Origin of the sequence: Microbacterium sp. SA156 (genome assembly GCF_049065455.1) — a bacterium.
GTDB classification, from domain to species: Bacteria; Actinomycetota; Actinomycetes; order Actinomycetales; family Microbacteriaceae; genus Microbacterium; species Microbacterium barkeri.
In genome coordinates, this window is the sequence record NZ_JBAKGU010000008.1 from 14,389 (window position 1) to 37,594 (window position 23,206).

The 23,206-nt window shown below is 72.4% G+C and carries 20 protein-coding genes; 16 read left to right on the forward strand and 4 right to left on the reverse strand.

Annotated elements, in window-relative coordinates; genetic code table 11:
- Nucleotide 1 precedes the first annotated feature (1 nt).
- A complete protein-coding gene (mnmA, locus tag ACOWU6_RS09065; RefSeq protein ID WP_421075471.1) occupies nt 2–1,105 on the forward strand; it encodes a tRNA 2-thiouridine(34) synthase MnmA in 1,104 nt (367 codons plus the stop codon).
- A 39-nt stretch (nt 1,106–1,144) separates the two neighbouring features.
- Entirely contained in the window at nt 1,145–3,505 is a 2,361-nt protein-coding gene (gene ligA, locus ACOWU6_RS09070) for an NAD-dependent DNA ligase LigA (RefSeq protein WP_421075472.1), read from the forward strand.
- Nucleotides 3,506–3,511: 6 nt separating this feature from the next.
- Here the strand turns inward: ligA and ACOWU6_RS09075 are convergent, their stop codons facing one another.
- Nucleotides 3,512–5,215, reverse strand: a complete 1,704-nt coding sequence (locus ACOWU6_RS09075; RefSeq protein WP_421075473.1) for a long-chain-fatty-acid--CoA ligase — start codon at nt 5,213–5,215, stop codon at nt 3,512–3,514.
- A gap of 58 nt (nt 5,216–5,273) precedes the next feature.
- Here ACOWU6_RS09075 and gatC point away from each other — a divergent pair, with 58 nt between their 5' ends.
- The 11 genes from gatC (at nt 5,274) to ACOWU6_RS09130 (ending at nt 17,963) form a co-directional block, all read left to right on the forward strand.
- Nucleotides 5,274–5,576: an Asp-tRNA(Asn)/Glu-tRNA(Gln) amidotransferase subunit GatC gene (gatC, locus tag ACOWU6_RS09080; RefSeq protein WP_271171760.1), complete on the forward strand. Its 303-nt coding sequence runs from the start codon at nt 5,274–5,276 to the stop codon at nt 5,574–5,576.
- A complete protein-coding gene (gatA, locus tag ACOWU6_RS09085; RefSeq protein ID WP_421075474.1) occupies nt 5,573–7,102 on the forward strand; it encodes an Asp-tRNA(Asn)/Glu-tRNA(Gln) amidotransferase subunit GatA in 1,530 nt (509 codons plus the stop codon). Before gatC ends, gatA begins: the two co-directional genes overlap by 4 nt.
- Complete coding sequence (gene gatB / locus ACOWU6_RS09090) at nt 7,102–8,616, forward strand: Asp-tRNA(Asn)/Glu-tRNA(Gln) amidotransferase subunit GatB (protein WP_282977656.1); 1,515 nt, start codon at nt 7,102–7,104, stop codon at nt 8,614–8,616. The genes gatA and gatB overlap by 1 nt, the downstream gene beginning before the upstream one ends.
- A gap of 307 nt (nt 8,617–8,923) precedes the next feature.
- Nucleotides 8,924–9,898, forward strand: a complete 975-nt coding sequence (locus ACOWU6_RS09095) for a hypothetical protein (RefSeq protein WP_421075475.1) — start codon at nt 8,924–8,926, stop codon at nt 9,896–9,898.
- A gap of 218 nt (nt 9,899–10,116) precedes the next feature.
- Nucleotides 10,117–10,683, forward strand: coding sequence for a crossover junction endodeoxyribonuclease RuvC (ruvC, locus tag ACOWU6_RS09100; protein WP_282977658.1), 567 nt, complete (start codon nt 10,117–10,119; stop codon nt 10,681–10,683).
- Nucleotides 10,684–10,728: 45 nt separating this feature from the next.
- Nucleotides 10,729–11,349, forward strand: a complete 621-nt coding sequence (gene ruvA, locus ACOWU6_RS09105) for a Holliday junction branch migration protein RuvA (protein WP_421075476.1) — start codon at nt 10,729–10,731, stop codon at nt 11,347–11,349.
- Nucleotides 11,342–12,382, forward strand: coding sequence for a Holliday junction branch migration DNA helicase RuvB (gene ruvB / locus ACOWU6_RS09110; RefSeq protein WP_421075477.1), 1,041 nt, complete (start codon nt 11,342–11,344; stop codon nt 12,380–12,382). The genes ruvA and ruvB overlap by 8 nt, the downstream gene beginning before the upstream one ends.
- 87 nt (nt 12,383–12,469) lie before the next feature.
- Nucleotides 12,470–12,916 (forward strand): preprotein translocase subunit YajC, encoded by a 447-nt coding sequence (locus ACOWU6_RS09115; RefSeq protein ID WP_421075478.1) that lies wholly within the window; start codon nt 12,470–12,472, stop codon nt 12,914–12,916.
- Nucleotides 12,917–12,980: 64 nt separating this feature from the next.
- Nucleotides 12,981–14,678, forward strand: a complete 1,698-nt coding sequence (gene secD, locus ACOWU6_RS09120; protein WP_271171768.1) for a protein translocase subunit SecD — start codon at nt 12,981–12,983, stop codon at nt 14,676–14,678.
- Complete coding sequence (secF, locus tag ACOWU6_RS09125; protein ID WP_271171769.1) at nt 14,678–15,649, forward strand: protein translocase subunit SecF; 972 nt, start codon at nt 14,678–14,680, stop codon at nt 15,647–15,649. Before secD ends, secF begins: the two co-directional genes overlap by 1 nt.
- Nucleotides 15,650–15,692: 43 nt before the next feature.
- Complete coding sequence (locus ACOWU6_RS09130) at nt 15,693–17,963, forward strand: RelA/SpoT family protein (protein ID WP_374727728.1); 2,271 nt, start codon at nt 15,693–15,695, stop codon at nt 17,961–17,963.
- Here ACOWU6_RS09130 and ACOWU6_RS09135 read toward each other — a convergent pair.
- The 3 genes from ACOWU6_RS09135 to ACOWU6_RS09145 all read right to left on the reverse strand — a co-directional run bounded on the left by ACOWU6_RS09135 (nt 17,942) and on the right by ACOWU6_RS09145 (nt 20,591).
- Nucleotides 17,942–18,529, reverse strand: coding sequence for an SAM-dependent methyltransferase (locus ACOWU6_RS09135; RefSeq protein ID WP_421075479.1), 588 nt, complete (start codon nt 18,527–18,529; stop codon nt 17,942–17,944). The genes ACOWU6_RS09130 and ACOWU6_RS09135 overlap by 22 nt on opposite strands.
- Nucleotides 18,530–18,626: 97 nt before the next feature.
- Nucleotides 18,627–20,201 carry a DUF349 domain-containing protein gene (locus tag ACOWU6_RS09140; protein ID WP_421075480.1) on the reverse strand — a complete coding sequence of 525 codons (1,575 nt, stop codon included), beginning with the start codon at nt 20,199–20,201 and terminating at the stop codon, nt 18,627–18,629.
- 87 nt (nt 20,202–20,288) lie between these two features.
- Nucleotides 20,289–20,591, reverse strand: coding sequence for a dioxygenase (locus tag ACOWU6_RS09145; protein ID WP_421075481.1), 303 nt, complete (start codon nt 20,589–20,591; stop codon nt 20,289–20,291).
- 125 nt (nt 20,592–20,716) lie between these two features.
- Here ACOWU6_RS09145 and ACOWU6_RS09150 point away from each other — a divergent pair, with 125 nt between their 5' ends.
- The 3 genes from ACOWU6_RS09150 to ACOWU6_RS09160 all read left to right on the forward strand — a co-directional run bounded on the left by ACOWU6_RS09150 (nt 20,717) and on the right by ACOWU6_RS09160 (nt 23,205).
- Nucleotides 20,717–22,075 carry a replication-associated recombination protein A gene (locus tag ACOWU6_RS09150; protein WP_421075482.1) on the forward strand — a complete coding sequence of 453 codons (1,359 nt, stop codon included), beginning with the start codon at nt 20,717–20,719 and terminating at the stop codon, nt 22,073–22,075.
- 164 nt (nt 22,076–22,239) lie between these two features.
- Entirely contained in the window at nt 22,240–22,869 is a 630-nt protein-coding gene (gene rpsD, locus ACOWU6_RS09155) for a 30S ribosomal protein S4 (RefSeq protein ID WP_271171775.1), read from the forward strand.
- A 147-nt stretch (nt 22,870–23,016) separates the two neighbouring features.
- Nucleotides 23,017–23,205, forward strand: coding sequence for a hypothetical protein (locus tag ACOWU6_RS09160; RefSeq protein ID WP_271171776.1), 189 nt, complete (start codon nt 23,017–23,019; stop codon nt 23,203–23,205).
- Nucleotide 23,206 lies beyond the last annotated feature (1 nt).

The window sequence follows — 23,206 nt, forward strand, 5'->3', positions numbered from 1 at the left end:
CATGCGCGTCCTGGCGGCCATGAGCGGCGGAGTCGACTCCGCGGTCGCCGCTGCGCGCGCCGTCGAGGCCGGCCACGACGTCGTCGGCGTGCACCTCGCGCTCTCGCGTGCCGGGGGCACCCTGCGCACCGGCAGCCGGGGCTGCTGCACCATCGAGGACGCGATGGACGCGCGGCGCGTCGCCGACCGCCTCGGCATCCCGTTCTACGTGTGGGACTTCTCCGAGCGGTTCCGCGACGACGTCATCGACGACTTCCTGAGCGAGTACCGCGCGGGGCGCACCCCGAACCCGTGCATGCGCTGCAACGAGCGCATCAAGTTCGCCGCTCTCCTCGATCGCGCGCTCGAGCTGGGCTTCGACGCTGTCTGCACGGGCCACTACGCGATCCTGCGCGATGGGCCGCGCGGCCTCGAGCTGCACCGATCGAGCGAGGAGGCGAAGGACCAGTCCTACGTCCTCGGGGTGCTCACGGCCGAGCAGCTCGCGCACACGTACTTCCCGCTCGGCGACACGCCATCGAAGGCGCTCGTGCGCGCCGAGGCCGAGGCTCGCGGCTTCTCCGTCGCGTCCAAGCCCGACAGCTACGACATCTGCTTCATCCCCGACGGGGACACCCGCGGCTACCTGGCCGAGCGCATGGGGGCGGCTCCCGGCGACATCGTCGACCGCACGGGCTCGGTTGTCGGCAGCCATGAGGGGGCGCACGCGTTCACCGTGGGGCAGCGCAGGGGGCTGCGGCTCGGCGTGCCGGCACCCGACGGGAAGCCGCGCTTCGTCCTCGAGGTCCGCCCGGTGTCCAACGAGGTCGTCGTCGGCCCGAAGGAGGCGCTCGCGACCGCCGAGATCGCGGGCGCGCGCTACACGTGGGCCGGTGCGGCGCCCGAGACGCCCGACGAGCCGTTCGCGTGCGACGTGCAGATCCGCGCGCACGCCGACCCGGTCCCCGCCATCGCCGTCGTGCGCGGGGGAGAGCTCGTCGTCACGCCGGAAGCGCCCCTCGACGGCGTCGCGCCCGGTCAGACCGCCGTCATCTACGACGGCACGCGCGTCGTCGGCCAGTGCACGATCGACCGGACCGTGAGCGCCGTGCCCGTCGAGGCGTGACACGCCGCGGATGTCCGACCCGGTTCCTAGACTGAGAGCGTGACCGACGGCGACTTCGAGCTCCCCGACCTGACCCTCGACGAGGCGCGCGCCGAGGCGGCGACCCTCACCGAGCAGATCCTCCGCGCACGCGACGCGTACTACGGCGAGGACGCGGCCCTCGTCGACGACGCGACCTACGACGGATGGCTGCAGCGGCTCGAGGCGATCGAGCGGCGCCATCCGGAGCTGCAGGGACAGGACTCGCCCACCCAGACCGTCGGCGCGGCCGACGCCACGATGCTCGCGCCCGTCCAGCACGCCGAGCGCATGCTGAGCCTCGACAACGTCTTCTCCCTCGAGGTGCTCGCGGAGTGGTGTGCGAAGACCCAGGCGTCGGCGGGGCGCGCCGTGCGCTGGCTGACCGAGCTCAAGATCGACGGGCTGGCGATCGCGCTGCGCTATGAGCACGGCGTCCTCACCTCGGCGGCCACGCGCGGCGACGGACGCGTCGGCGAGGATGTCCGCGTCAACGCGCTGCGGGTCGCCGGGATCCCCGAGCGGCTCTCGGGGACGGGCCATCCGCCGCTCGTGGAGGTGCGCGGCGAGGTGTTCATCCCGGTCGCGGCGTTCGAGGAGCTGAACGCGCTGCAGGCCCGCCTGCGCGAGCGCGTCGTCTCCGAGGCGGCGGCGCGCCCCGGATTCGACGAGGAGAAGGCTCGCCGCAGCGCCGACCGGCGCTTCCCGGCGTTCGCCAACCCGCGCAACGCCGCCAGCGGCGGCCTCCGGCAGCAGCTCGACAAGAAGGATGGTCTCGAGCTCGAAGCGGGCATCGCGCGGATCGAGTCGCTGCGGCTGTATGTGCACGGGATCGGCGCGTGGCCCGATCCGCCGGTCGCGTCGCAGAGCGAGGTCTACGGCCTGCTCGCCGAGTGGGGTCTGCCGACGAGCCCGTATCTGCGCACGTCCGACGACGTGGACGGCGTCCTGGATTTCGTCGCGCACTACGGCGAGCACCGGCACTCGGTCGAGCACGAGCTCGACGGCATCGTCATCAAGGTCGACGAGCTCGCCCTGCACGACGAGCTCGGAGCGACGAGCCGCGCACCGCGGTGGGCGATCGCCTACAAGTACCCGCCCGAGCAGGTGAACACCGAGCTCCTCGACATCGTGGTCTCGGTGGGGCGCACAGGGCGCGCGACGCCGTACGCCGTCATGAAGCCCGTCCTCGTGGCGGGCAGCGTCGTCCGCCAGGCGACGCTGCACAACCAGGACGTCGTGAAGGCCAAGGGCGTGCTGATCGGCGACACCGTCGTGCTGCGCAAGGCGGGAGATGTCATCCCCGAGGTGCTCGGCCCGGTGGCCGAGCTGCGCGACGGCTCGGAGCGGGCGTTCGTCATGCCCGAGACGTGCCCCGAGTGCGGCACGCCGCTGCGCCCCATGAAGGAGGGCGACATCGACCTCCGGTGCCCCAACGCGAAGGACTGCCCCGCCCAGGTGCGCGGTCGCGTCGAGCACATCGGCTCGCGGGGCGCGCTCGACATCGAGGCGCTCGGCGAGGTCACGGCGGCGGCGCTCACCCAGCCGTCCGTTCCCGCGGAGCCGCCGCTGCGCACCGAGGCCGGTCTGTTCGAGCTCACCATGGAGCAGCTCGTGCCGATCGAGGTGATCGTGCGCGACGCCGAGACCGGCGAGAAGCGCGTCGATGAGGCGACCGGCGAGTTCGTGCGCCGCGCCCCGTTCCAGCGGCGGGAGCTGACCTACCCGCCGGGCTGGGAGGATGCGACGCCGTCCGAGCGGCGAGCGGCGGGCGTCCGCAAGGACCACGTCGTGCTCCACCCGTCCGCTCAGGCCGAGAAGCTCCTCGAGGAGCTCGAGAAGGCCAAGACGAAGGAGCTGTGGCGCCTGCTCGTCGCGCTCAACATCCGTCACGTGGGCCCCGTCGCCGCGCGCGCCCTCGCCGGCTGGTTCGGCTCGCTCGATGCGATCCGCGCGGCATCGCGCGACGAGCTCGCCGCCGTCGACGGCGTCGGCGGGATCATCGCCGACTCGCTCCTGGACTGGTTCGATGTGGACTGGCATCGCGAGATCGTCGACCGGTGGACGGCGGCGGGCGTGCGCTTCCACACGCCCGGCCATCCGGGGCCCGGGGCGGCCGAGGCGGAGGGCGGTGTGCTCTCGGGTCTCACGGTCGTCGCGACCGGCAGCCTCGAGGGGTACACGCGCGAGGGCGCCCAGGAGGCGATCATGCGAGCCGGGGGGAAGGCCGCGTCGAGCGTGAGCAAGAAGACCGACTTCGTCGCGGCCGGGCCGGGGGCGGGGTCGAAGCTCGCGAAGGCGGAGGCGCTCGGCGTGCGCATCATCGACGCCGCGCAGTTCCACCTCCTCGTGACGGAGGGGCCCGCCGCGCTGGGGGAGTGAGGCCGGTCAGCCGCCCGACGTGAGCGCGAGGAGCCGCTCCCGCACCTCGCGGCGCAGCACCTTGCCGATCATCGAGGTCGGCAGCTCGTCGACGACGAAGACCCGACGGGGGACCTTGTACGGCGTGAGGATCCCGCGCGCGAACGCCCGGACATCCTCTTCGTCGACCTCGGCTCCCTCGTCGAGGACGATCGCGGCGACGACCTCCTCCCCGCTGTGCGCGCTCGGCAGCCCCACCACGGCGGCGTCGGCAACGGACGGATGCTGGCGGAGCGCGATCTCGACCTCGGTCGGCGACACGTTGAAGCCGCCCGTGATGATGAGCTCCTTGATGCGGTCGACGATCGAGATGAAGCCGTCCTCGTCCATCGTGACGACGTCGCCCGTGCGGAACCAGTCCTCGTGGAAGACCGCGGCGGTGGCCTCCGGCCGGCCGTAGTACCCGCCGAAGACCTGCGGACCCCGCACGAGCAGCTCGCCGGGGGCGCCCGGTGCGGCATCGCGCGACGGGTCGTCCGGGTCGGCGACCCGCACCTCGGTGCCCGGGAGCGGCAGGCCGATCGCGCCGGCCTTCCGGTTCTCCGAGACGGGATTGACGATGAGCACGGGCGAGCACTCGGAGAGGCCGTAGCCCTCGACGAGGTAGCCGCCCGTCTCCTCCTCCCACGGCACGACGAGCTGCTCGTCGAGCGCCATCGCGCCCGAGACGCCGATGCGCGTCCCGGCGAGCGACACGCCCTTCTCTATCGCGCGCTTGAGCAGGCGCTCCGCGATCGGCGGGACGAGGGGCAGCACGGTCGCGGGGTGACGTCGCGTCACGGCGAGCACCATGTCGGGATCGAACTTCGGGAAGAGCACGAGGCGCGCGGCCTGCGACATGGCGAAGGTGAGGCACAGGGTCAGACCGTAGGCGTGGAACATCGGGAGCACGGCGTACACGACCGTGCCCTCGCCGCGCGCGACGCCCGGCGTCCACGCGCGCGCCTGCGCGGCGTTGGCGAGCAGATTGCGGTGCGTGAGCGCCGCGCCCTTGGGATCGCCGGTCGTGCCGCTCGTGTACTGGATGATCGCGAGGTCGTCGGTCGCGGGCCGCGGGTGAGACGCCGGCAGCGGGTCGTGCCGGACGACGTCCTCCCACGCGTCGGCGCCCCGCACGGACGTCGTGAGCTGGGCACGCGTCTCGCGCAGCTTCGGCACGGGCAGCCGCAGCGCCAGCTGCATGAGACGCGGCATGCCGCACGTGATGTCGACCGAGATCAGCGTCTTCACGGCGAGGTCGGCGGGGAACGCGCGCACGGTGTCGACGAGGGTGCTCCACACGATGGCGTGCTTCGCGCCGTGATCCTCGAACTGCTTGCGCAGCTCGCGGGGCGTGTAGAGCGGGTTGTGCTCGACGACGACGGCCCCGATCCGGAGCACGGCGTAGAAGGCGACGATGTGCTGCGGGCAGTTCGGCAGGATGATCGCGACGGGGTCGCCCTTGCGGACGCCGCGGGCGAGGAGGCCGGCGGCGGCCCGGTCGATCTGGGCGCGGAGGTCGGCGTAGTCCACGACGCGCCCGAAGAACTGCAGCGCGGGGGCGCCGGGGAAGTCCCGTGCCGAGGCGTCGACGAGGTCGAGGAGCGATCCGCTGATCGGAGGCAGATCGTGGGGCACGCCCTCCGCGTAGGAGGAAACCCAGGGACGGGGCGGGTCGAACGGCTGCGTCACGCCTCCAGCCTAGAGGCGCGCAGCCGGAGCGCAGACCGCCACCGCCTAGACTTGTCGGGTGTCTGAAATCACCCCTGATCTCGTGCGCCATCTCGGTGTGCTCGCCCGGATCCAGCTCGACGACGAGGAGGTGACCCGCCTCACCGGAGAGCTCGACGCGATCGTCGACAACATCGCGAAGGTCGGCGAGGTCGCGACCTCCGACGTCCCGGCGACGAGCCATCCCATCCCGATGCAGAACGTCTTCCGCGCCGACGAGGTCGGCCGCATGCTCACGACCGAGCAGGCGCTGCAGAACGCGCCGGACGCCGACGGCGCCCGGTTCCGCGTGACGGCCATCCTGGGCGAGGAGCAGCAGTGAGCGACATCATCCGACTGACCGCCGCCGACCTCGCCGAGAAGCTCGCCGCGGGCGAGATCTCGAGCGTCGAGGCCACGCAGGCGCACCTCGACCGCATCGCCGAGGTGGACGGCGACGTGCACGCCTTCCTCCACGTGAGCGATCACGCGCTCGAGGCCGCCGAGGCCGTCGACCGCCGTCGCGCGGCGGGCGAGGAGCTCGGACCCGTCGCGGGCGTCCCGCTCGCGATCAAGGACGTGCTCGTGACGACCGACATGCCGTCGACGTCCGGCTCGCGCATCCTCGAGGGGTACATGTCGCCGTTCGACGCGACGGTCGTCGCCCGGGCGCGCGCGGCGGGCCTCGTGCCGCTCGGTAAGACGAACATGGACGAGTTCGCGATGGGCTCGTCGACCGAGCACTCGGCCTACGGGCCCACGCGCAACCCGTGGGACCTCGACCGCATCCCCGGCGGATCGGGCGGCGGGTCCGCCGCCGCCGTCGCGGCCTTCGAGGCGCCGCTCGCGCTCGGCTCCGACACGGGCGGATCGATCCGTCAGCCCGCGCACGTCACCGGCACGGTCGGCGTGAAGCCGACCTACGGCGGCGTGAGCCGCTACGGCGCGATCGCCCTCGCATCGTCGCTCGACCAGATCGGCCCGGTCACCCGGACGGTGCTCGACTCCGCGCTCCTGCACGACGTCGTGGGCGGGCACGATCCGCACGACGCGACGTCGCTCGCGGACGCGTGGCCCTCGTTCGCCGCCGCGGCCCGCGAGGGCGCGCGCGGCGACGTGCTGAAGGGCCTGCGCGTCGGCGTCGTGAAGGAGCTTCCCGACAGCGGCTTCCAGCCGGGCGTCGCGGAGTCGTTCCGGGCGGCGCTCGAGACGCTCGAGGCGCAGGGCGCGGAGATCGTCGAGGTCAGCGCCCCGCACTTCGAGTACGCGGTCGCCGCGTACTACCTCATCCTCCCCGCCGAGGCCTCGAGCAACCTCGCGAAGTTCGACTCCGTGCGCTTCGGCATGCGCGTCGACGTGCCCGGAGGGACGGTCGAGGACGTCATGTCGGCCACGCGCGACGCGGGCTTCGGCCCCGAGGTCAAGCGCCGCATCATCCTCGGCACCTACGCGCTGTCCGCCGGGTACTACGACGCCTACTACGGCAGCGCGCAGAAGGTCCGCACGCTCATCCAGCAGGACTTCGCGCGCGCGTTCGCGGACGTCGACGTCATCGCGACGCCGACCGCGCCGACGACCGCGTTCCGCATCGGCGAGAAGATCGACGACCCGCTCTCGATGTACCTCAACGACCTCACGACGATCCCCGCCAACCTCGCGGGCGTGCCCGGCATCTCGATCCCGTCCGGTCTCGCGTCGGACGACGGGCTGCCCACGGGCATCCAGTTCCTCGCGCCGGCGCGCGAGGACGTCCGCCTCTACCGCGTCGGCGCCGCACTAGAGGCGCTGCTCGTCGACGCGTGGGGCGGCCCGCTGCTGGACCGCGCGCCGCGACTGGGCGGATCGCTGCTCGAAGGAGGGGCCCGCTGATGGCCAAGGACAAGCTGATGGACTTCGACAAGGCCCTCGAGCTCTTCGAGCCGGTGATCGGCCTCGAGGTCCACGTCGAGCTCAACACGAAGACGAAGATGTTCTCCGAGGCGGGCAACCCCGCCCACTCGGCGTTCCACGACGCCGAGCCGAACACGCTCGTCGCGCCCGTCGACCTGGGTCTTCCCGGCTCCATGCCGACGGTCAACGCGGAGGCCATCCGCTCGTCGATCAGCCTCGGGCTCGCGCTGGGCTGCTCGATCGCGCCGTCGAGCCGATTCGCGCGCAAGAACTACTTCTATCCCGACCTCGGGAAGAACTACCAGATCAGCCAGTACGACGAGCCCATCGCCTACGAGGGCGAGATCGAGGTGGAGCTCGAGGGCGGCGACGTCTTCCGCATCCCGATCGAGCGCGCGCACATGGAGGAGGATGCCGGCAAGCTCACGCACGTGGGCGGCTCGACCGGCCGCATCCAGGGAGCGGAGTACTCGCTCGTCGACTACAACCGGGCGGGCGTGCCGCTCGTCGAGATCGTCACGAAGCCGATCTTCGGGGCGGAGCATCGCGCACCCGAGCTCGCGAAGGCGTACCTCGCGACGATCCGCGAGATCGCGCGCGGCCTGGGCATCTCCGAGGCGCGCATGGAGCGCGGGAACATCCGGTGCGACGCGAACGTCTCGCTCCGCCCGCGCGGCGCCGAGCGGCTCGGCACCCGCACCGAGACGAAGAACGTGAACTCGATGCGCTCGGTCGAGCGCGCCGTGCGCTACGAGATCCGGCGTCAGGCCGCGATCCTCGCCGAGGGCGGCACGATCATCCAGGAGACCCGGCACTGGCACGAGGACACCGGCACGACCTCGCCGGGCCGTCCGAAGTCGGACGCCGACGACTACCGGTACTTCCCGGAACCCGACCTCCTGCCGGTCGAGCCGACCGAGGCCCTCATCGAGGAGCTGCGCGCTGCGCTGCCGGAGCCGCCCGCGGCACGCCGTCGTCGTCTCAAGACGGAGTGGGGCTTCACCGACCTCGAGTTCCAGGACGTCGCGAACGGCGGGCTGCTCGCGGAGGTCGAGGCCACGGTCGCCGCCGGCGCCTCGCCCGCGGCCGCTCGCAAGTGGTGGACGGGCGAGATCACCCGCATCGCGAACGCGGAGGGCCGCGAGCCCGCCGAGCTCGTGGCCCCGGCCGACGTCGCCGCCCTCCAGGGGCTCGTCGAGGCGGGCACGCTCACCGACAAGCTCGCGCGCCAGGTGCTCGAGGGCGTCATCGCGGGCGAGGGGACCCCGCAGGAGGTCGTCGACGCCCGCGGACTCGCGGTCGTGTCGGACGACGGCGCCCTCGTGGCCGCGATCGACGACGCCCTCGCCGCGCAGCCGGATGTGCTCGCGAAGATCAAGGACGGCAAGGTCCAGGCCGCGGGCGCCATCATCGGCGCCGTCATGAAGGCCATGAAGGGCCAGGCCGACGCCGCGCGCGTGCGCGAGCTCGTCCTCGAGCGCGCGCAGCAGTAGCGCCACACGGGAGTCCGCGCCTCGGCGCGGGCTTCCGTCCGTGCGTCGGCGCGGGCTTCCGTCCGTGCGTCAACGCGCGTGCCGACCCCGGCTCATCCGGGCCTCGCGCCGAGTGGGGAGGCCCTGCCGCGTCTCTCGGCGCGCGCACCGTCGCCGGGCGCCGGCGTGCTGTCTCGACGGCGCGAGCGCGCGACGGGGCCTGTGCGCCGGGGTGTCGCCGTGTGCACGTCGTGCGTCGTCCGGCGCGTCGCGTCCACAGCGGCGCCTCGGCGCGGATGCGGCGTCGACGAGACCAGAGCCTGATGTCATGTCCGAGCTCGTCTCTCCGCCGATCCTGCCCTCGCCGATCCTGCCCTCGCCGATTCCGCTGCTCCTGCCGCGCGACTCGGAAGTCCGTCTCGACCGCGCGCAGCAGCGGGGCAGGCTCGTGCGCCTCTTCCGCGGGGTGTACGCCGAGGCCGCGGCGTATCGCGGGCTGAGACCGTGGGAGCGCTACCTCGCGCGCGTGCACGCCTTCGCCCTCCTCCATCCCGAGGCCGTCCTCTGTCTCGAATCCGCGGCGGCTCTGCAGGGCGCACCCGTCTTCGGCCACCCCGACGAGGTGCACGTGCTGACGGCGAACGGCACCTCCCGCGCGACCGCGGGAGTCCGAGCGCACCGGAGCGCCCGGCCGCGAGAGCTCGTCAGCGCCGCGGGCGTCACGGCGGTCGGCCCGGCCGACACCGCGCTCGATGTCGCTCGCCTCCGGCACCCTGTCATCGGAACGGCGATGCTCGACGCGCTCCTGCGACGCGCGGACGCACCGGATGGCGCCGAGCTGCTCCGACGGAACGCGCGGTGGAGGGGTGCCCGCGGCCGCGCGAAGGCGGAGGAGGCCATCCGATTCGCGGACGGACTCGCCGAGACCCCGCTGGAGAGCGCGAGCCGGTGCGTCGTGGCGTGGTCCGGTTTCGACGTCCCCGAGCTCCAGGTCGTCGTGCCGACGCGCGGTGGGGACTTCCGCGTCGACATGCGGTGGCGCGCGGAGCGCATCACCGGCGAGGCGGACGGCGCTCTCAAGTACGACGGCTCGCGGGGCGCTCCCGCGGAGGCCATCCTCGCCGAGAAGCGGCGAGAGCGCTTCCTTCGCGAGTGCGGCGAGGTCGTGCGGTGGGGATGGTCGGAGGTGCGGGCGCCCGCGGAGCTGATCGCCGCGCTCCGCACCGTGGGGCTGCCGCAGCGTCGCGCACCCCGCGACGCTCTGCTCATGACGCTTCCCGCTGCGCTCGGCGCGCGCCCGTGAGACCGCGAACCAGCGCCGAGACTGCGCCTGGGCGCCCAGGGGCACGGCGGCGGCGCGCCTCCGGGCGCGGGCGCGCACCCTCGGCGCCGGGCCGCACTCTCGGCGCCGGGCCGCACTCTCGGCGCCGAGGCCGGCGTGTCGGCGGCGGGGACGGATCCGCCGCAGGGGTTCCGGCGCGGGGTCCCGGGGCGGATGCCACGGGCGCGTAGCGTGGAGGCATGCGCGTGCTCGGCATCGACCCCGGACTCACCCGCTGCGGAGTGGGCGTCGTCGACGTGCAGCGCGATCGCACCGCCGCGCTCGTGCACGTGGGCGTCGTCCGGTCGCCCGTCGACGCGACCGTGGCCGAGCGGCTCGCGATCATCGCGCGCGGCATCCGCGAGGTGCTGGCCGCGCACGCGCCCGACGTCGTGGCCGTGGAGCGCGTGTTCGCGCAGCAGAACCGCTCGACCGTGATGGGAACGGCCCAGGCGGCCGGCGTCGCGCTGCTCCTCGCCGCGGAGGCCGGCCTGCCGACAGCGACCCACACGCCCAGCGAGGTCAAGGCGGCGATCACGGGCTACGGGTCGGCCGACAAGCTCCAGGTGCAGACGATGGTCGCGCGGGTCCTGCGGCTCGACGAGCTGCCGCGCCCCGCCGACGCCGCCGACGCGCTCGCGCTCGCGCTCTGCCACGCATGGCGGGGCGGCCCCGCTCCGACCGCGGCGACGGCCGATGCGCTCACCCCCGCCCAGCGGGCGTGGGCGGCCGCGGAGCGGCGCACGCGCGGCGCGGTCGCGCGGTGAGCGTGTCGTCTCGAACATAGGTACGACGCACCGTAGGGTGGAGGGATGATCTCGTCTCTGCGCGGAACCGTGCTGCACACCGGCGCCGACAGCGTCATCGTCGAGGTCGGGGGCGTCGGCCTGTCCGTGGCGGTCCCCGTCGACGTCGCCCGCACCGCGCGGACGGGGGAGCAGATCCTCTTGCACACGCACCTCATCGTCCGCGAGGATCAGCTCGCGCTGTTCGGGTTCGCCGAGCGCGACGAGCTCGAGGTGTTCGCGATCCTCCTCGGCGTGACGGGCGTGGGCCCGAAGTCGGCGCTCGGCGTGCTGTCGGGCCTCACGATCGACCAGATCGCCGAGGCCGTCGCGAACGAGGACGACAAGCCGTTCCGGAAGGTGTCCGGCATCGGGCCGAAGACCGCCAAGCTCATCGCCCTGCAGCTCCAGGGCAAGCTCGCCGCCCCCGCGCCGTCGGCGGCGCGCGTCGGCGGCGCCCCGCACGACGTCGTGTCGCAGGTCACGCAGGCGGTGACGGGGCTCGGATGGCCCGAGCGCGTCGCCGCCGATGCGGTGGCCGCGGCAGCGGAGACCGCGTCCGACGCGGATCGCGCCTCGGTCCAGGCGCTGCTGCGCCTCACGCTCGCGGCGCTGGGCCCCGCGCAGCCTGGAGGCGCACGTGGCTGAGCGCGACATCGCATCGCCCGAGCCCGCAGACGACACCGAGCTCGCGATCGAGGGGGCGCTGCGTCCCGCGAGCCTCGAGGAGTTCGTCGGCCAGCACAAGGTGCGCGGCCAGCTCCAGCTCCTCCTCGACGCCGCGCGCATCCAGGACCGCCCCGCCGACCACATCCTCCTGGCCGGACCGCCCGGCCTCGGCAAGACGACGCTCGCCATGATCGTCGCGCACGAGAGCGGCCGCCCGCTGCGGATGTCGAGCGGCCCGGCCATCCAGCACGCGGGCGACCTCGCGGCGCTCCTGTCGAGCCTCGTGCCGGGGGAGGTGCTCTTCATCGACGAGATCCACCGGATGGCCCGCACGGCCGAGGAGATGCTCTACCTCGCGATGGAGGACTTCCGGATCGACATCATGGTCGGCAAGGGCGCGGGCGCGACGAGCATCCCGCTCGACCTGGCGCCGTTCACCCTCGTGGGCGCGACGACGCGGTCGGGAATGCTGCCGAACCCGCTGCGCGACCGGTTCGGCTTCACGGCGCACCTCGAGTACTACGAGCCGGAGGAGCTCGAGCAGGTCATCGCGCGCTCGGCGCGGGTGATCGGGATGGACCTCGCCGGTCCGCAGCGCGAGGAGATCGCCCGCCGATCACGCGGGACGCCCCGCATCGCCAACCGGCTGCTGCGGCGCGTGCGCGACTTCGCGCTCGTGCGTGCAGGCGGCAGGGCGGCGACCCTCGAGGACGTCCGCGCCGCGCTCGAGCTGTACGACGTCGACCGCATCGGGCTCGATCGCCTCGACCGGGCGGTGCTCGATACGCTCGTGCGGCGGTTCCGCGGCGGCCCCGTCGGGCTCGGCACGCTCGCGGTGTCGGTCGGGGAGGAGGCCGACACGGTCGAGAGCGTGGTCGAGCCGTACCTCGTCCGCATCGGCTTCATGGGGCGCACGCCCCGCGGCCGGATCGCGACCCCCGAGGCCTATGCGCACCTCGGCGTCGCCCACGCCGCACACGGGCAGACGCCGCTGAAACTCGATGACCTATAATCGCTGAAGACTTCGCGTCGGGCTCTCCGGCGTCGTCACCCTCCCGAGCCGATGACGGCTCACGCACGTCTGAAAGGCGCTTCCTCCATGGATATCCTCCTCCTCGTCGTCCTGGCCGCGCTGCTGGTGTTCATGTTCATCAGCTCGCGCCGCCGCACCAAGAAGATGAAGGAGGAGCAGGAGCGCCGCCAGCTGCAGATGGTGCCCGGCGCGCGCATCATGACGCGCAGCGGCCTCTTCGGCACGATCGTCGCCTTCGACCCCGAGGACCTCACGAAGCCCGCGGAGGTCGAGATCGCCCCCGGCGTCGTGATCGAGGTGCACGCCCAGGCGATCGACCTCGCTCCCGAGACGGCCGTCACGGAGACGGCCGACGAGGACGCTCCGGCGGACGAGGAGCCGGCCGACGCCGAGCAGGAGCTGCTCAACCTCAGCGGCGCCGACGTCGAGAAGCCCACGACCGACGACCGCACGCCGGACGCCGACGGCACGGGCTCGACCGAGCTCCCGGGCGACGACAAGCCCAAGAACTGACATCTCCCTGACCGGCCGGCCCGCGGAGAGCGGGGCGGCCGGCCGACCGGAAAGCTGACGTCCCGTGGCGACATCCTCACCCGTGCGCAGAGCGCTGCGCACTCTCACCGCCCTCCTCGTGCTGACCGCGGTGCTCTTCGGCATCAACGCGCTCGGCGTGCACGTGTTCCAGAAGAGCTCGTGGGTCCCCGAGCTCGCGCTCGACCTCCAGGGCGGCACGCAGATCGTCCTCGAGGCGCAGACCGACGGCGCGACCCCGACCGACGAGCAGATGCGCCAGGCGGTGACGATCATCCGCCAGCGCGTGGACGCATCCGGCGTCTCCGAGGCCGAGGTGACGACGCAGGGCGCGAGCAACATCGTCGTGCAGATCCCCGGCGTCGCCGACGACGCGACGCGCGAGCGCGTCCAGGCGAGCGCGCAGATGCAGCTGCGCAAGGTGCTGTACGCCAACCAGGCCTCCAACACGTTCGTGGGCGAGGACGGCGAGACGACGCCCTACCCGACGCCCGACCCGTCGCTTCCCGCGACGCCCACGGCTGAGCCGACCGCGGGCAACGACCCCGCGTGGATCACGCCGAGGCTCCAGGCGGAGTACCTCGCCTACGACTGCGCCCAGCCGAGCGACCCGGCCGCGGCGTCGCCCGATCAGCCGCTCATCGCGTGCGACGAGTCGGGCACGGCCAAGTACCTCCTCGGCCCGCTCGAGATGGACGGCTCGTCGATCACCGACGCGCAGGCGGTCGTGCAGCAGCAGAACGGCCAGTGGGCCGTGCAGCTGCGCTTCGATGCGGAGGGCACCGAGACCTTCGGCGAGGTCAGCCAGGCGCTCTACGGCCAGACCCAGCCGTACAACATGTTCGCGTTCGTGCTGGACGGGAAGGTCATCTCGGCGCCGACCATGGATGCCGTGATCACCGACGGGCGCCCGAGCATCTCGGGCCAGGGCATCACGCAGGAGACGGCGCAGACCCTCGCCGACCAGCTGAAGTTCGGCGCCCTGCCGATCAGCTTCGAGGTCGTCTCGTCCGACACGATCTCCGCGACGCTCGGCTCGCAGCAGCTGCAGATCGGCCTCATCGCCGGCCTCATCGGTCTCGGGCTCGTCGCGCTGTACGTCGTCGCCATCAGCTACCGGGCGCTCGGCTTCGTGATCATCGCGTCGCTCGCCGTGATGGCGGTGCTCACCTACATCCTCCTCTGCATCCTCTCGTGGCGCCTCGGCTACCGGCTCTCGCTCGCGGGCGTCGCGGGCCTCATCGTGACGATCGGCTTCACCGCCGACTCGTTCATCGTCTACTTCGAGCGCATCCGAGACGAGCTGCGCGACGGGAAGACGATCACCGGGGCGGTCGAGGACGGCTGGGCGCGCGCGAAGCGCACGATCTACATCTCGAAGTCGATCAACATCCTCGCCGCCGTGGTGCTGTACATCCTCGCCGACGCGACCGTGAAGGGCTTCGCGTTCACCCTGGGGCTCACGACCGTCCTCGACGTGCTGATCTTCGTGATCTTCACGCACCCGGTCATGCAGCTGCTCGCTCGCACGCGCTTCTTCGGCGGCGGCCATCCGCTGTCCGGCCTCGACCCCGAGGCGCTCGGCGCCGTGTACCGCGGGCGCGCCCAGTTCCGCGAGCCCGTCGCCGTCGCGCCGCGCGCGCAGCGCGCGCGAGGGGAAGCGGAGCGACGCCAGACCATCGCGGAACGGAAGGAAGCCGAGCGCCTCGCAGCCGAGCGCGTCGGCAAGGAGGAGAACGTCTGATGCGCTCGATGGCACAGTGGGGCAACGACCTCTACACGGGCAAGGCGTCGGTTCCGTTCGTCGGCCGCCGCAGGACCTGGTTCATCCTCGCGATCGCGCTCATCGCGCTCTCGGTGCTCGCGCCGTTCGTGCGCGGCGTCGAGCTGTCGATCGAGTTCACCGGCGGGTCGCAGTACACCGTGTCGGCGCCGTCGAGCACCGACCAGTCGATCGCGACCGAGGCGGTCCACTCGGTCGTCCCGGACGCCGAGGCGAAGGTGACGGTCGTCGGCGGCGCCGACATCCGCGTGCAGACCTCGCAGATGTCGCAGGACGAGACGCGCGAGGTCTCGGCCGCCCTCGCCGAGGGGTACGGCGTCGATCAGGCCGAGGTGACCGACTCGTTCATCGGCCCGACCTGGGGCGCCGACGTGACCCGCCAGTCGCTGTGGGGTCTCGGCGTCTTCCTCCTGCTGACGTTCGTCATCCTGGCGATCTACTTCCGCACGTGGAAGATGTCCGTCGCGGCGATCATCGGCCTCGTCGACGTTCTCGTCATCACGATCGGGATCTACTCGCTCGCGGGCTTCGCGATCTCGCCCGCCGCTGTGATCGGCTTCCTGACGATCCTCGGCTACTCGCTGTACGACACGACGGTCGTGTTCGACAAGATCCGCGAGAACACCGCGGAGGACGGCGAGATCTCCGGCCGCACGTTCGGCGAGTCGGTGAACCTCGGCGTCAACCAGACCCTCATCCGCTCGATCAACACGTCGATCGTCGCCGCCCTGCCGGTGGCCGCGATCCTCTTCATCGGCGTGTTCTGGCTGGGCGCGGAGACCCTCTCCGACATCTCGCTGTCGATCTTCGTGGGCATCATCGTGGCCACGTACTCGACGCTGTTCGTGTCGGCCCCGCTGTACTCGCTCATGCGCGAGAAGGAGCCCGCCATCGCGCAGCGCGACGCGCGCGTGCTCGAGGCCCGGGCTTGACCGCGACCCCCGCACCGGCGCGCGTCCGGCCGGGCGTAGGATGATGTCCACGCCCGGCGGGCGCGGGAGGAGAGCGATGGCGGACAGCATCTCGAGCCCGACGAGCCTGCGCCGGCTCGTGCCGCGGATCTTCTCGAGGGCACCCCGCTACGCCGACCTCTCCAAGCTCCTCACCTCGGTGCGCGCGAACCACCCGCGCGGCGACATCGCGATCATCGAGCGCGCGTACCAGGTCGCGGCGGAGAAGCACCGGGGCCAGAAGCGCCAGAGCGGCGAGCCGTACATCACGCACCCGCTCGCGGTCGCCGAGATCCTCGCGGATCTCGGGCTCGGCCCGAAGGCGATCGCCGCGGCCCTGCTGCACGACACCGTCGAGGACACGGGGTACCCGCTCGAGGACCTCCGCGCCGAGTTCGGCGACGAGGTGGCGCTCCTCGTCGACGGCGTCACGAAGCTCGACAAGGTCAAGTACGGCGAGAGCGCCCAGGCCGAGACCGTCCGCAAGATGATCGTCGCGATGTCCAAGGACATCCGGGTGCTCGTCATCAAGCTCGCCGACCGCCTGCACAACGCGCGCACGTGGGGCTTCGTGCCCCCCGAGAAGGCGAAGAAGAAGGCGACGGAGACCCTCGAGATCTACGCGCCGCTCGCGCACCGACTGGGCATCCAGGCGATCAAGTCCGAGCTCGAGGACCTCTCCTTCGCCGTGCTGTACCCCAAGATCTACAACGAGATCGACAGCCTCGTGAAGCAGCGCACCCCGCAGCGCGAGCAGTACGTGCAGCGCGTCATCGACGACGTGAGCATCGACCTGCACGAGCTCCGGATCCGCGGAACCGTCGTCGGCCGTCCGAAGCAGCTCTACTCGGTGTACCAGAAGATGGTCGTGCGCGGACGCGAGTTCGACGACATCTACGACCTCATCGGCATCCGGGTGATCGTGAGCAGCGTGCGCGACTGCTATGCGGTGCTCGGCGCGATCCACGCGCGCTGGACGCCGCTTCCCGGGCGCTTCAAGGACTACATCGCGACCCCGAAGTTCAATCTCTACCGGTCCCTGCACACGACCGTGATCGGCCCGGGCGGGCGCACGGTCGAGATCCAGATCCGCACGCAGGAGATGCACCAGCAGGCGGAGTACGGCGTCGCCGCGCACTGGAAGTACAAGGAGCGGATGGCCTCGGGCCAGGTCGACGAGCGGCTGTCCGACACCGACATGGCCTGGGTCGCGCGCCTGAGCGACTGGCAGGCGGAGACGAAGGATCCGGGCGAGTTCCTCGACTCGCTGCGCTTCGAGATCGGCGCGAAGGAGGTCTACGTCTTCACGCCGAAGGGACGCGTGATCGGACTGCCCGCGGGCGCGACCCCCGTCGACTTCGCCTACGCCGTGCACACCGAGATCGGCCATCGCACGATGGGCGCCAAGGTCAACGGACGTCTCGTGCCGCTGGACTCCCAGCTGAACTCGGGTGACATCGTCGAGGTCTTCACCTCGAAGAACCCCGACGCGGGCCCGAGCCAGGACTGGCTCGCGTTCGTCAAGAGCTCGCGCGCGCGCAACAAGATCCGCGGCTGGTTCACGAAGGAGCGCCGCGACGAGGCCATCGAGCAGGGCAAGGAGGCCATCGCGCGCGCGATGCGCCGCCACAACATGCCGCTGCAGAACCTCAAGGACTCGCTCGCGGAGGTCGCGCACCAGCTGCGCCTCGAGGACGTCTCCGCGCTCTACGCCGCGGTCGGCGAGGGGCATACCTCGACGCAGTCGGTGCTCGAGAAGGTCACCGCGCTGCACCAGACGGTCGAGCCCGCCACGGGTCCGCTCGACCTGCCGGCGACCGCGTCGCAGCGGAAGGTGCACGGCGGGGACTCCGGGGTCCTCGTGCGCGGAGCCGACGACATCCTCGTGAAGCTCGCGAAGTGCTGCACGCCCGTGCCTGGGGACGAGATCGTCGGCTTCATCACGCGCGGGCAGGGGGTCTCGGTGCACCGCGCGGACTGCACGAACGTCCGTGCGCTCAAGGACAACCCCGAGCGGATGATCGACGTCGAGTGGGCGCCGACGACCAAGAGCGTCTTCCTCGTGCAGATCCAGGTCGAGGCCCTCGACCGCGCAGGCCTCCTGTCCGACATCACGCGCGTGCTCAGCGAGCATCACGTCAACATCCTGTCGGCGAACGTGTCCACGACGCGCGAGCGCCTCGCGATCTCGCGGTACGTGTTCGAGATGGGCGACACGGTGCATCTCGATCGCGTGCTGAACGCCGTGCGCCGCATCGACGGCGTCTACGACGTCTACCGCGTGACGTCCTCCTGATCGGCCGCGCCGCGGCCGTCCGGTCCGAGCTCGTGGAGGAGGGCGACGGCCGCGACCGCGTGGGTGCGCCGAGGATGCGCGCGGAACCACGCGAGCGCCGCGCGCCGCGTGGACTCGTCGGCGGCGAGGCGCGCCACGGCATCGGCTGATCCGCGGTCCCGCGGATCGGGACGCGCGGCGTCCCGCGCCAGGTCGGCGAGGGTGCGCGCCGGCGTGGCGACCGCGGTGTCGCCGAGGAGCGCGACGTCGGCGGGGGAGAGCTCCTGGTCGTGGAAGCGGAGACGCCGATCGACGACGCGGGTGATGCGCCAGGGGACCGCGCGCTGCACGTCGAGCGGATCCGGCGGCTCGCCGGTCGCCCCGTGGATCCAGGCCGCCGCCATCCCGACGAACGCGCAGCTCGGCGACAGAAGCGGCGCGAGCGCCGCGGCCCGGACGAGCGGCGGGGTGGGCGCGTCCGCGGGCAGGAAGCCCTCCCCGAACGGGACGAGCTCGCCGTCGAGGCACGCCGCGCGCAGCTCCGCGACGCTGAAGCGCCGCCCGGGGAAGAGGACGGCGGGGCTCATGCGGGCCAGTGTCCCGCGCGCGTCGGGGGTCGCGTGGATGCCTGTGGACGACGAAGCGGCCCCCGTCCGGTGGACGAGGGCCGCTTGCGGCGCGCGGTCAGCCGCCGATCGCGCGCAGCCAGGCCTGTCGGGCCTCGAGCGCCTCCTTGGCGTCGGCGATCGCCTTGCGGTCGCCCTTCGCCTCGGCGGCGGCGAGCTCCTCCTGGAGCTTCTCGATCGCCTCGCGGAGCTGGCTGCCGAGGTCGTTGGCGCGGGCCTTCGTCTCGGGGTTGTTGCGCTTCCAGTCGAGGTCCTCGCGCTGCTTGAGCTCCTGCTCGATCTTGCGGAGCTGGTCGTCGAGCCCGCGCTCGACGTCGCGCGGGAAGATGCGGCCCACCTCGTCCCAGCGGCGCTGGATGCCCGTCAGGATGCGGCGCGCCTCGGTCAGGTCCTTCGTGTCCGGGACGACCTTCGCCTCCTCGAGCAGGGCCTTGCGCGCCTCGATGCGGGGAGCCGACTCGGCCTGCTCGGCGGCGTCGCGCTCGGCGCGCGCCTGGTACAGGGCGTCGCCGGCCGCCTTGAAGCGCGCCCAGAGCGCGTCGTCGGCCTTGCGGCCTGCGCGGCCCGAGCGCTTCCACTCGTCGAGGAGCGTGCGGTAGGCGGGGATGCCCTCCTCGCCGCGCGGCGCGAGCGCCTCGGCCCGCTCGATGAGGCGGTTCTTCGCGTCCCGCGCGGCCTTGTGCACCTCGTCGAGCTCGGCGAAGAACGCGCGACGCTGACGCTCGACCGTCGAGCGGGCATCGCGGAATCGCTTCCACAGCGCCTGCGCCTGAGCCTTGGGCAGGCGCGGCCCGTTCTGCTGGTGGTTCTGCCAGGCCGCGAAGAGGTCGGACAGCTCGGCCGTCGCCTGCTTCCACTGGACCGTCTTGGGATCGCGCGCCGCGAGGGCCTCGGCCTTCTCGACGATCGCGGTGCGCTCGACGATCGCGGCCTCGACGGCGGCGCGGGCGGCCGCGGCCTCCTCGGCCGTCGCCTCGGCGAGCGCCTCGATGAGCGTCGTCAGCCGCTTCTCGAGGCCGGCGAGGTCGCCCACGGCCGTCGCACCGACGACGTCCTTCTGAAGGCGGGTGGCCTGACCGCGCAGGTCGCTCGCGGAGGCGCCGCCGCGCGTGTGGCGCTGCTCGAGGGTCGCGACCTTGAACTCGAGGTCGGCGAACTTGCGCACGAAGTAGTCGAGCGCCTCCTGCGGCGTGCCGTCGGGGAACTCGCCGACGACGCGCCACTGGTCGCCCTCGCGGACGGACACGACGCCGTTCTCGGTCACGCGGCCCCAGGTTTCCTCGACGACGACGGCGCCGGGCTCGGTCGGCTCGGCGGACGCCGCGGGAGCCGGAGGGCCCGGACGCGGCGACGGAACGGGGGCGGGCGCCTCGGCGGCGGGCGCGGGCTCGGCCGGGGTCTCGTCCGCCGGAACGGGTGCGTCCTCGGCGGGCGTCTCGTCGGCGGGAGCCGCCGGGCTCGCGGCGTCATCGCCGTCGGGGGCGGGGACCTCGCCGGCCTCGACGACGGCGCTGTCGGCGATGGCCTTCTCCGTGAGCGCGTCCGCGTCGGCGGTCGTGTCTTCGACGTCGGCCGCGACGGCCGCCTCCTCGGGCGTGGAGTCGGTCTGGGGGGTGTGCTCGGGAATCGACACAGGAATCTCCTTGCGCGGGCATCCGCGGGAGGGGAACAGGACGCGCCCCAGCCTAGTACGGGCCGTGGCCGCGGTCTGCGGCGGACGTCATTCCGCTGCGGGCGTCTCCGAGGGGGCGGGCGTCGTGGCCTCGGGCGTCTCGAGCGGCGCCGGGACGGTGGTTCCGGTCGGCGACGGCGTCGGGGTCGGCTCCGGTGCGCCGGGGCCGACGGAGTAGAACAGCGCCTGCGCCGCGATGGCGCCCGCGATGACGACGGCGGCGGTGCTCAGGGCGATGACGTTGTCGCGTCGACGTCGGGCGACCTGCGTCTCGTGGAGACGCCTGCGGGCCTCGTACAGACGCGCGCGCTCACGCGCCTCGCGCTCGGCACGGTTCTTCCCGTTGGCCAACGGATTCTCCTTCGTTCACGGTCTGAGCCGGGCAAGAGACTACGCCGCCGCCCCGCGGGCTCCCAAACCCGTGCCGTGTCGCCCTGGCCCAGGCCGGTGTCGGCGGTCCGGACTAGCCTGGAACGATGACCTCCGCCTCCGCGCTCTTCCAGGGGCAGACGCCGCTCGCCGTGCGCATGCGCCCGACGTCGCTGAGCGAGGTCGCCGGCCAGGCGCACCTGCTGCGGCCGGGCTCGCCGATCGTCGCCCTCGCCGATCCGAACGCCACCAAGCCCGGCACCGTCTCGGTCATCCTCTGGGGGCCTCCCGGCACGGGGAAGACGACGCTCGCGCAGGCCATCGCGCGCTCGTCGGGCCGCCGCTTCGTCGAGCTGTCGGCGATCACCGCAGGCGTGAAGGATGTGCGCGAGGTCATGCAGGAGGCGCTCAATCAGCGCGACCTGTACGGGCAGTCGACCATCCTCTTCCTCGACGAGATCCACCGGTTCACGAAGGCGCAGCAGGACGCGCTCCTCCCTGGCGTCGAGAACGGCTGGGTCATCCTCATCGCGGCGACCACCGAGAACCCGTCGTTCTCGGTGATCTCGCCGCTGCTGTCGCGCTCGCTCCTCCTCACGCTCCAGCCGCTCACCGACGACGACCTCGGCTCGCTCATCGACCGCGCCGTGTCCGATGCGCGCGGACTCGCCGACGCGGTCGTGCTGGCGCCCGAGGCGCGCGCCGCGCTCATCCAGCTCGCGTCGGGCGACGCGCGACGGGCGCTCACGGCGCTCGAGGCGAGCGCGGGGGTCGCCGCGTCGGAGGCGGCGGACGACGGCGCGACGGCAGAGGAGCGAGACGCCGACGTCCGGCCCCTGATCACCGCCGACCACGTGTCCCAGGCCGTCGACCGCGCGCTCTTGCGGTACGACCGCCAGGGCGACGAGCACTACGACGTCATCAGCGCGTTCATCAAGTCGATCAGGGGCTCCGACCCCGACGCCGCCGTGCACTACCTCGCGCGGATGATCGAGGCGGGGGAGGATCCGCGCTTCATCGCGCGCCGCCTCGTCGTCCACGCCGCGGAGGACATCGGTCTCGCCGACCCGCAGGCGCTCCAGATCGCGGTCGCCGCGGCCGACGCGGTCGCCTTCATCGGCATGCCGGAGGGGCGCATCCCGCTCGCCGAGGCGACGATCTACCTCGCGACCGCGGCGAAGTCGAACGCCGCGTACCGTGCGATCAGCTCGGCGATCGCGGATGTGAAGGCCGGGCGGATGGGGCCCGTGCCGAAGCACCTCCGCGACGCGCACTACGCGGGGGCGAAGCGCCTCGGGCACGGCAAGGGCTACCTCTATCCGCACGACAGCGACGTCGGCGTCGTGCCGCAGCAGTACCTGCCGGATGAGCTCGTCGGCACGCGCTACTACGAGCCGACGAACCACGGCGGCGAGCGCGAGGTGTCGGCACGGCTCGAGCGCATCCGCCGCATCCTCGAGGGCTGATCGCCGAGCGGCCTCGCCGGCGCGGTCTGATAAGCTGAGTCGGCTCGAAATCCGGGCACATCCCTCTTCGCATTCCTCCGGGCAGTCCGGCGTACGCCCACAACGGGAGAAGAGCGATGTACGTCCGTGTGTCCGCGACAGTCGCGGCCACGTGAAAGGAAACCATGGTCACCAAGTCCCAGGACCGCCGCAAGGTCCGCCTCTCGCGCGCGCTCGGCGTCGCGCTCACCCCGAAGGCCGCGCGCTACCTCGAGAAGCGCCCCTACGGCCCCGGCCAGCACGGCCGCACCAAGCGCAAGGCCGACAGCGACTACGCCGTCCGCCTGCGTGAGAAGCAGCGTCTGCGCGAGCAGTACGGCATCCGCGAGAAGCAGCTGCGCATCGCGTTCAACGAGGCCCGTCGCCAGGACGGCCTGACCGGTGAGAACCTCGTCGAGCTCCTCGAGATGCGCCTCGACGCCCTCGTGCTGCGTTCGGGCTTCGCCCGCACGACGGCGCAGGCTCGCCAGTTCGTGGTGCACCGCCACATCCTCGTCGACGGCAAGATCGTCGACCGTCCCTCGTTCCGCGTGAAGCCGGGCCAGACCATCGAGGTCAAGGCCAAGAGCGAGGCGCTGGAGCCCTTCCAGGTCGCAGCGGCCGGCGGTCACGCCGAGGTCCTGCCCCCGGTCCCGGGCTACATCGAGGTCGAGCTCGACAAGCTCCAGGCGAAGCTCGTGCGTCGTCCGAAGCGCGTCGAGGTGCCCGTCACCTGCGACGTCCAGCTCGTCGTCGAGTACTACGCGGCGCGCTGATCGCGCATCGCGACACGCGTCGGGAGGGCGTCGGGGCTTCGGCCCCGGCGCCCTCTCGCTTTCGCGCTCCCTTTCGGAACTAGGATGGGAGGACGCCGCGCCGCACGCGCGGCGCCGACGGACGCGACGGGCGCGAGGACGGATGACATGAAGAAGCTGCTGTGGTTCCTGCTCGGCATCGGGGGCGGCCTCGTCGTCGCGCACCTCATGAACAAGGACCCCCGCGGCCACGAGCTCCTCGCGGCGATCGACGCGCGCATCGACGAGTTCACCGAGCGCATGTCGGATGCCTACAACGCGGAGGCAGCCCGCCGCGGCGCCGCCGTCGACGCCTGAC

Excerpts from the sequence above, each read along its gene's own strand:
- mnmA (WP_421075471.1), top strand. The coding sequence starts at position 2 with ATGCGCGTCCTGGCGGCCATGAGCGGCGGAGTCGACTCCGCGGTCGCC.
- ruvA (WP_421075476.1), top strand. The coding sequence starts at position 10,729 with ATGATCTCGTCTCTGCGCGGAACCGTGCTGCACACCGGCGCCGACAGC.
- gatB (WP_282977656.1), top strand. The coding sequence starts at position 7,102 with ATGGCCAAGGACAAGCTGATGGACTTCGACAAGGCCCTCGAGCTCTTC.
- rpsD (WP_271171775.1), top strand. The coding sequence starts at position 22,240 with ATGGTCACCAAGTCCCAGGACCGCCGCAAGGTCCGCCTCTCGCGCGCG.
- ACOWU6_RS09135 (WP_421075479.1), bottom strand. The coding sequence starts at position 18,529 with ATGAGCCCCGCCGTCCTCTTCCCCGGGCGGCGCTTCAGCGTCGCGGAG.
- ACOWU6_RS09130 (WP_374727728.1), top strand. The coding sequence starts at position 15,693 with ATGTCCACGCCCGGCGGGCGCGGGAGGAGAGCGATGGCGGACAGCATC.
- ACOWU6_RS09160 (WP_271171776.1), top strand. The coding sequence starts at position 23,017 with ATGAAGAAGCTGCTGTGGTTCCTGCTCGGCATCGGGGGCGGCCTCGTC.
- ruvC (WP_282977658.1), top strand. The coding sequence starts at position 10,117 with ATGCGCGTGCTCGGCATCGACCCCGGACTCACCCGCTGCGGAGTGGGC.
- secF (WP_271171769.1), top strand. The coding sequence starts at position 14,678 with ATGCGCTCGATGGCACAGTGGGGCAACGACCTCTACACGGGCAAGGCG.
- ACOWU6_RS09095 (WP_421075475.1), top strand. The coding sequence starts at position 8,924 with ATGTCCGAGCTCGTCTCTCCGCCGATCCTGCCCTCGCCGATCCTGCCC.
- ACOWU6_RS09150 (WP_421075482.1), top strand. The coding sequence starts at position 20,717 with ATGACCTCCGCCTCCGCGCTCTTCCAGGGGCAGACGCCGCTCGCCGTG.
- ACOWU6_RS09115 (WP_421075478.1), top strand. The coding sequence starts at position 12,470 with ATGGATATCCTCCTCCTCGTCGTCCTGGCCGCGCTGCTGGTGTTCATG.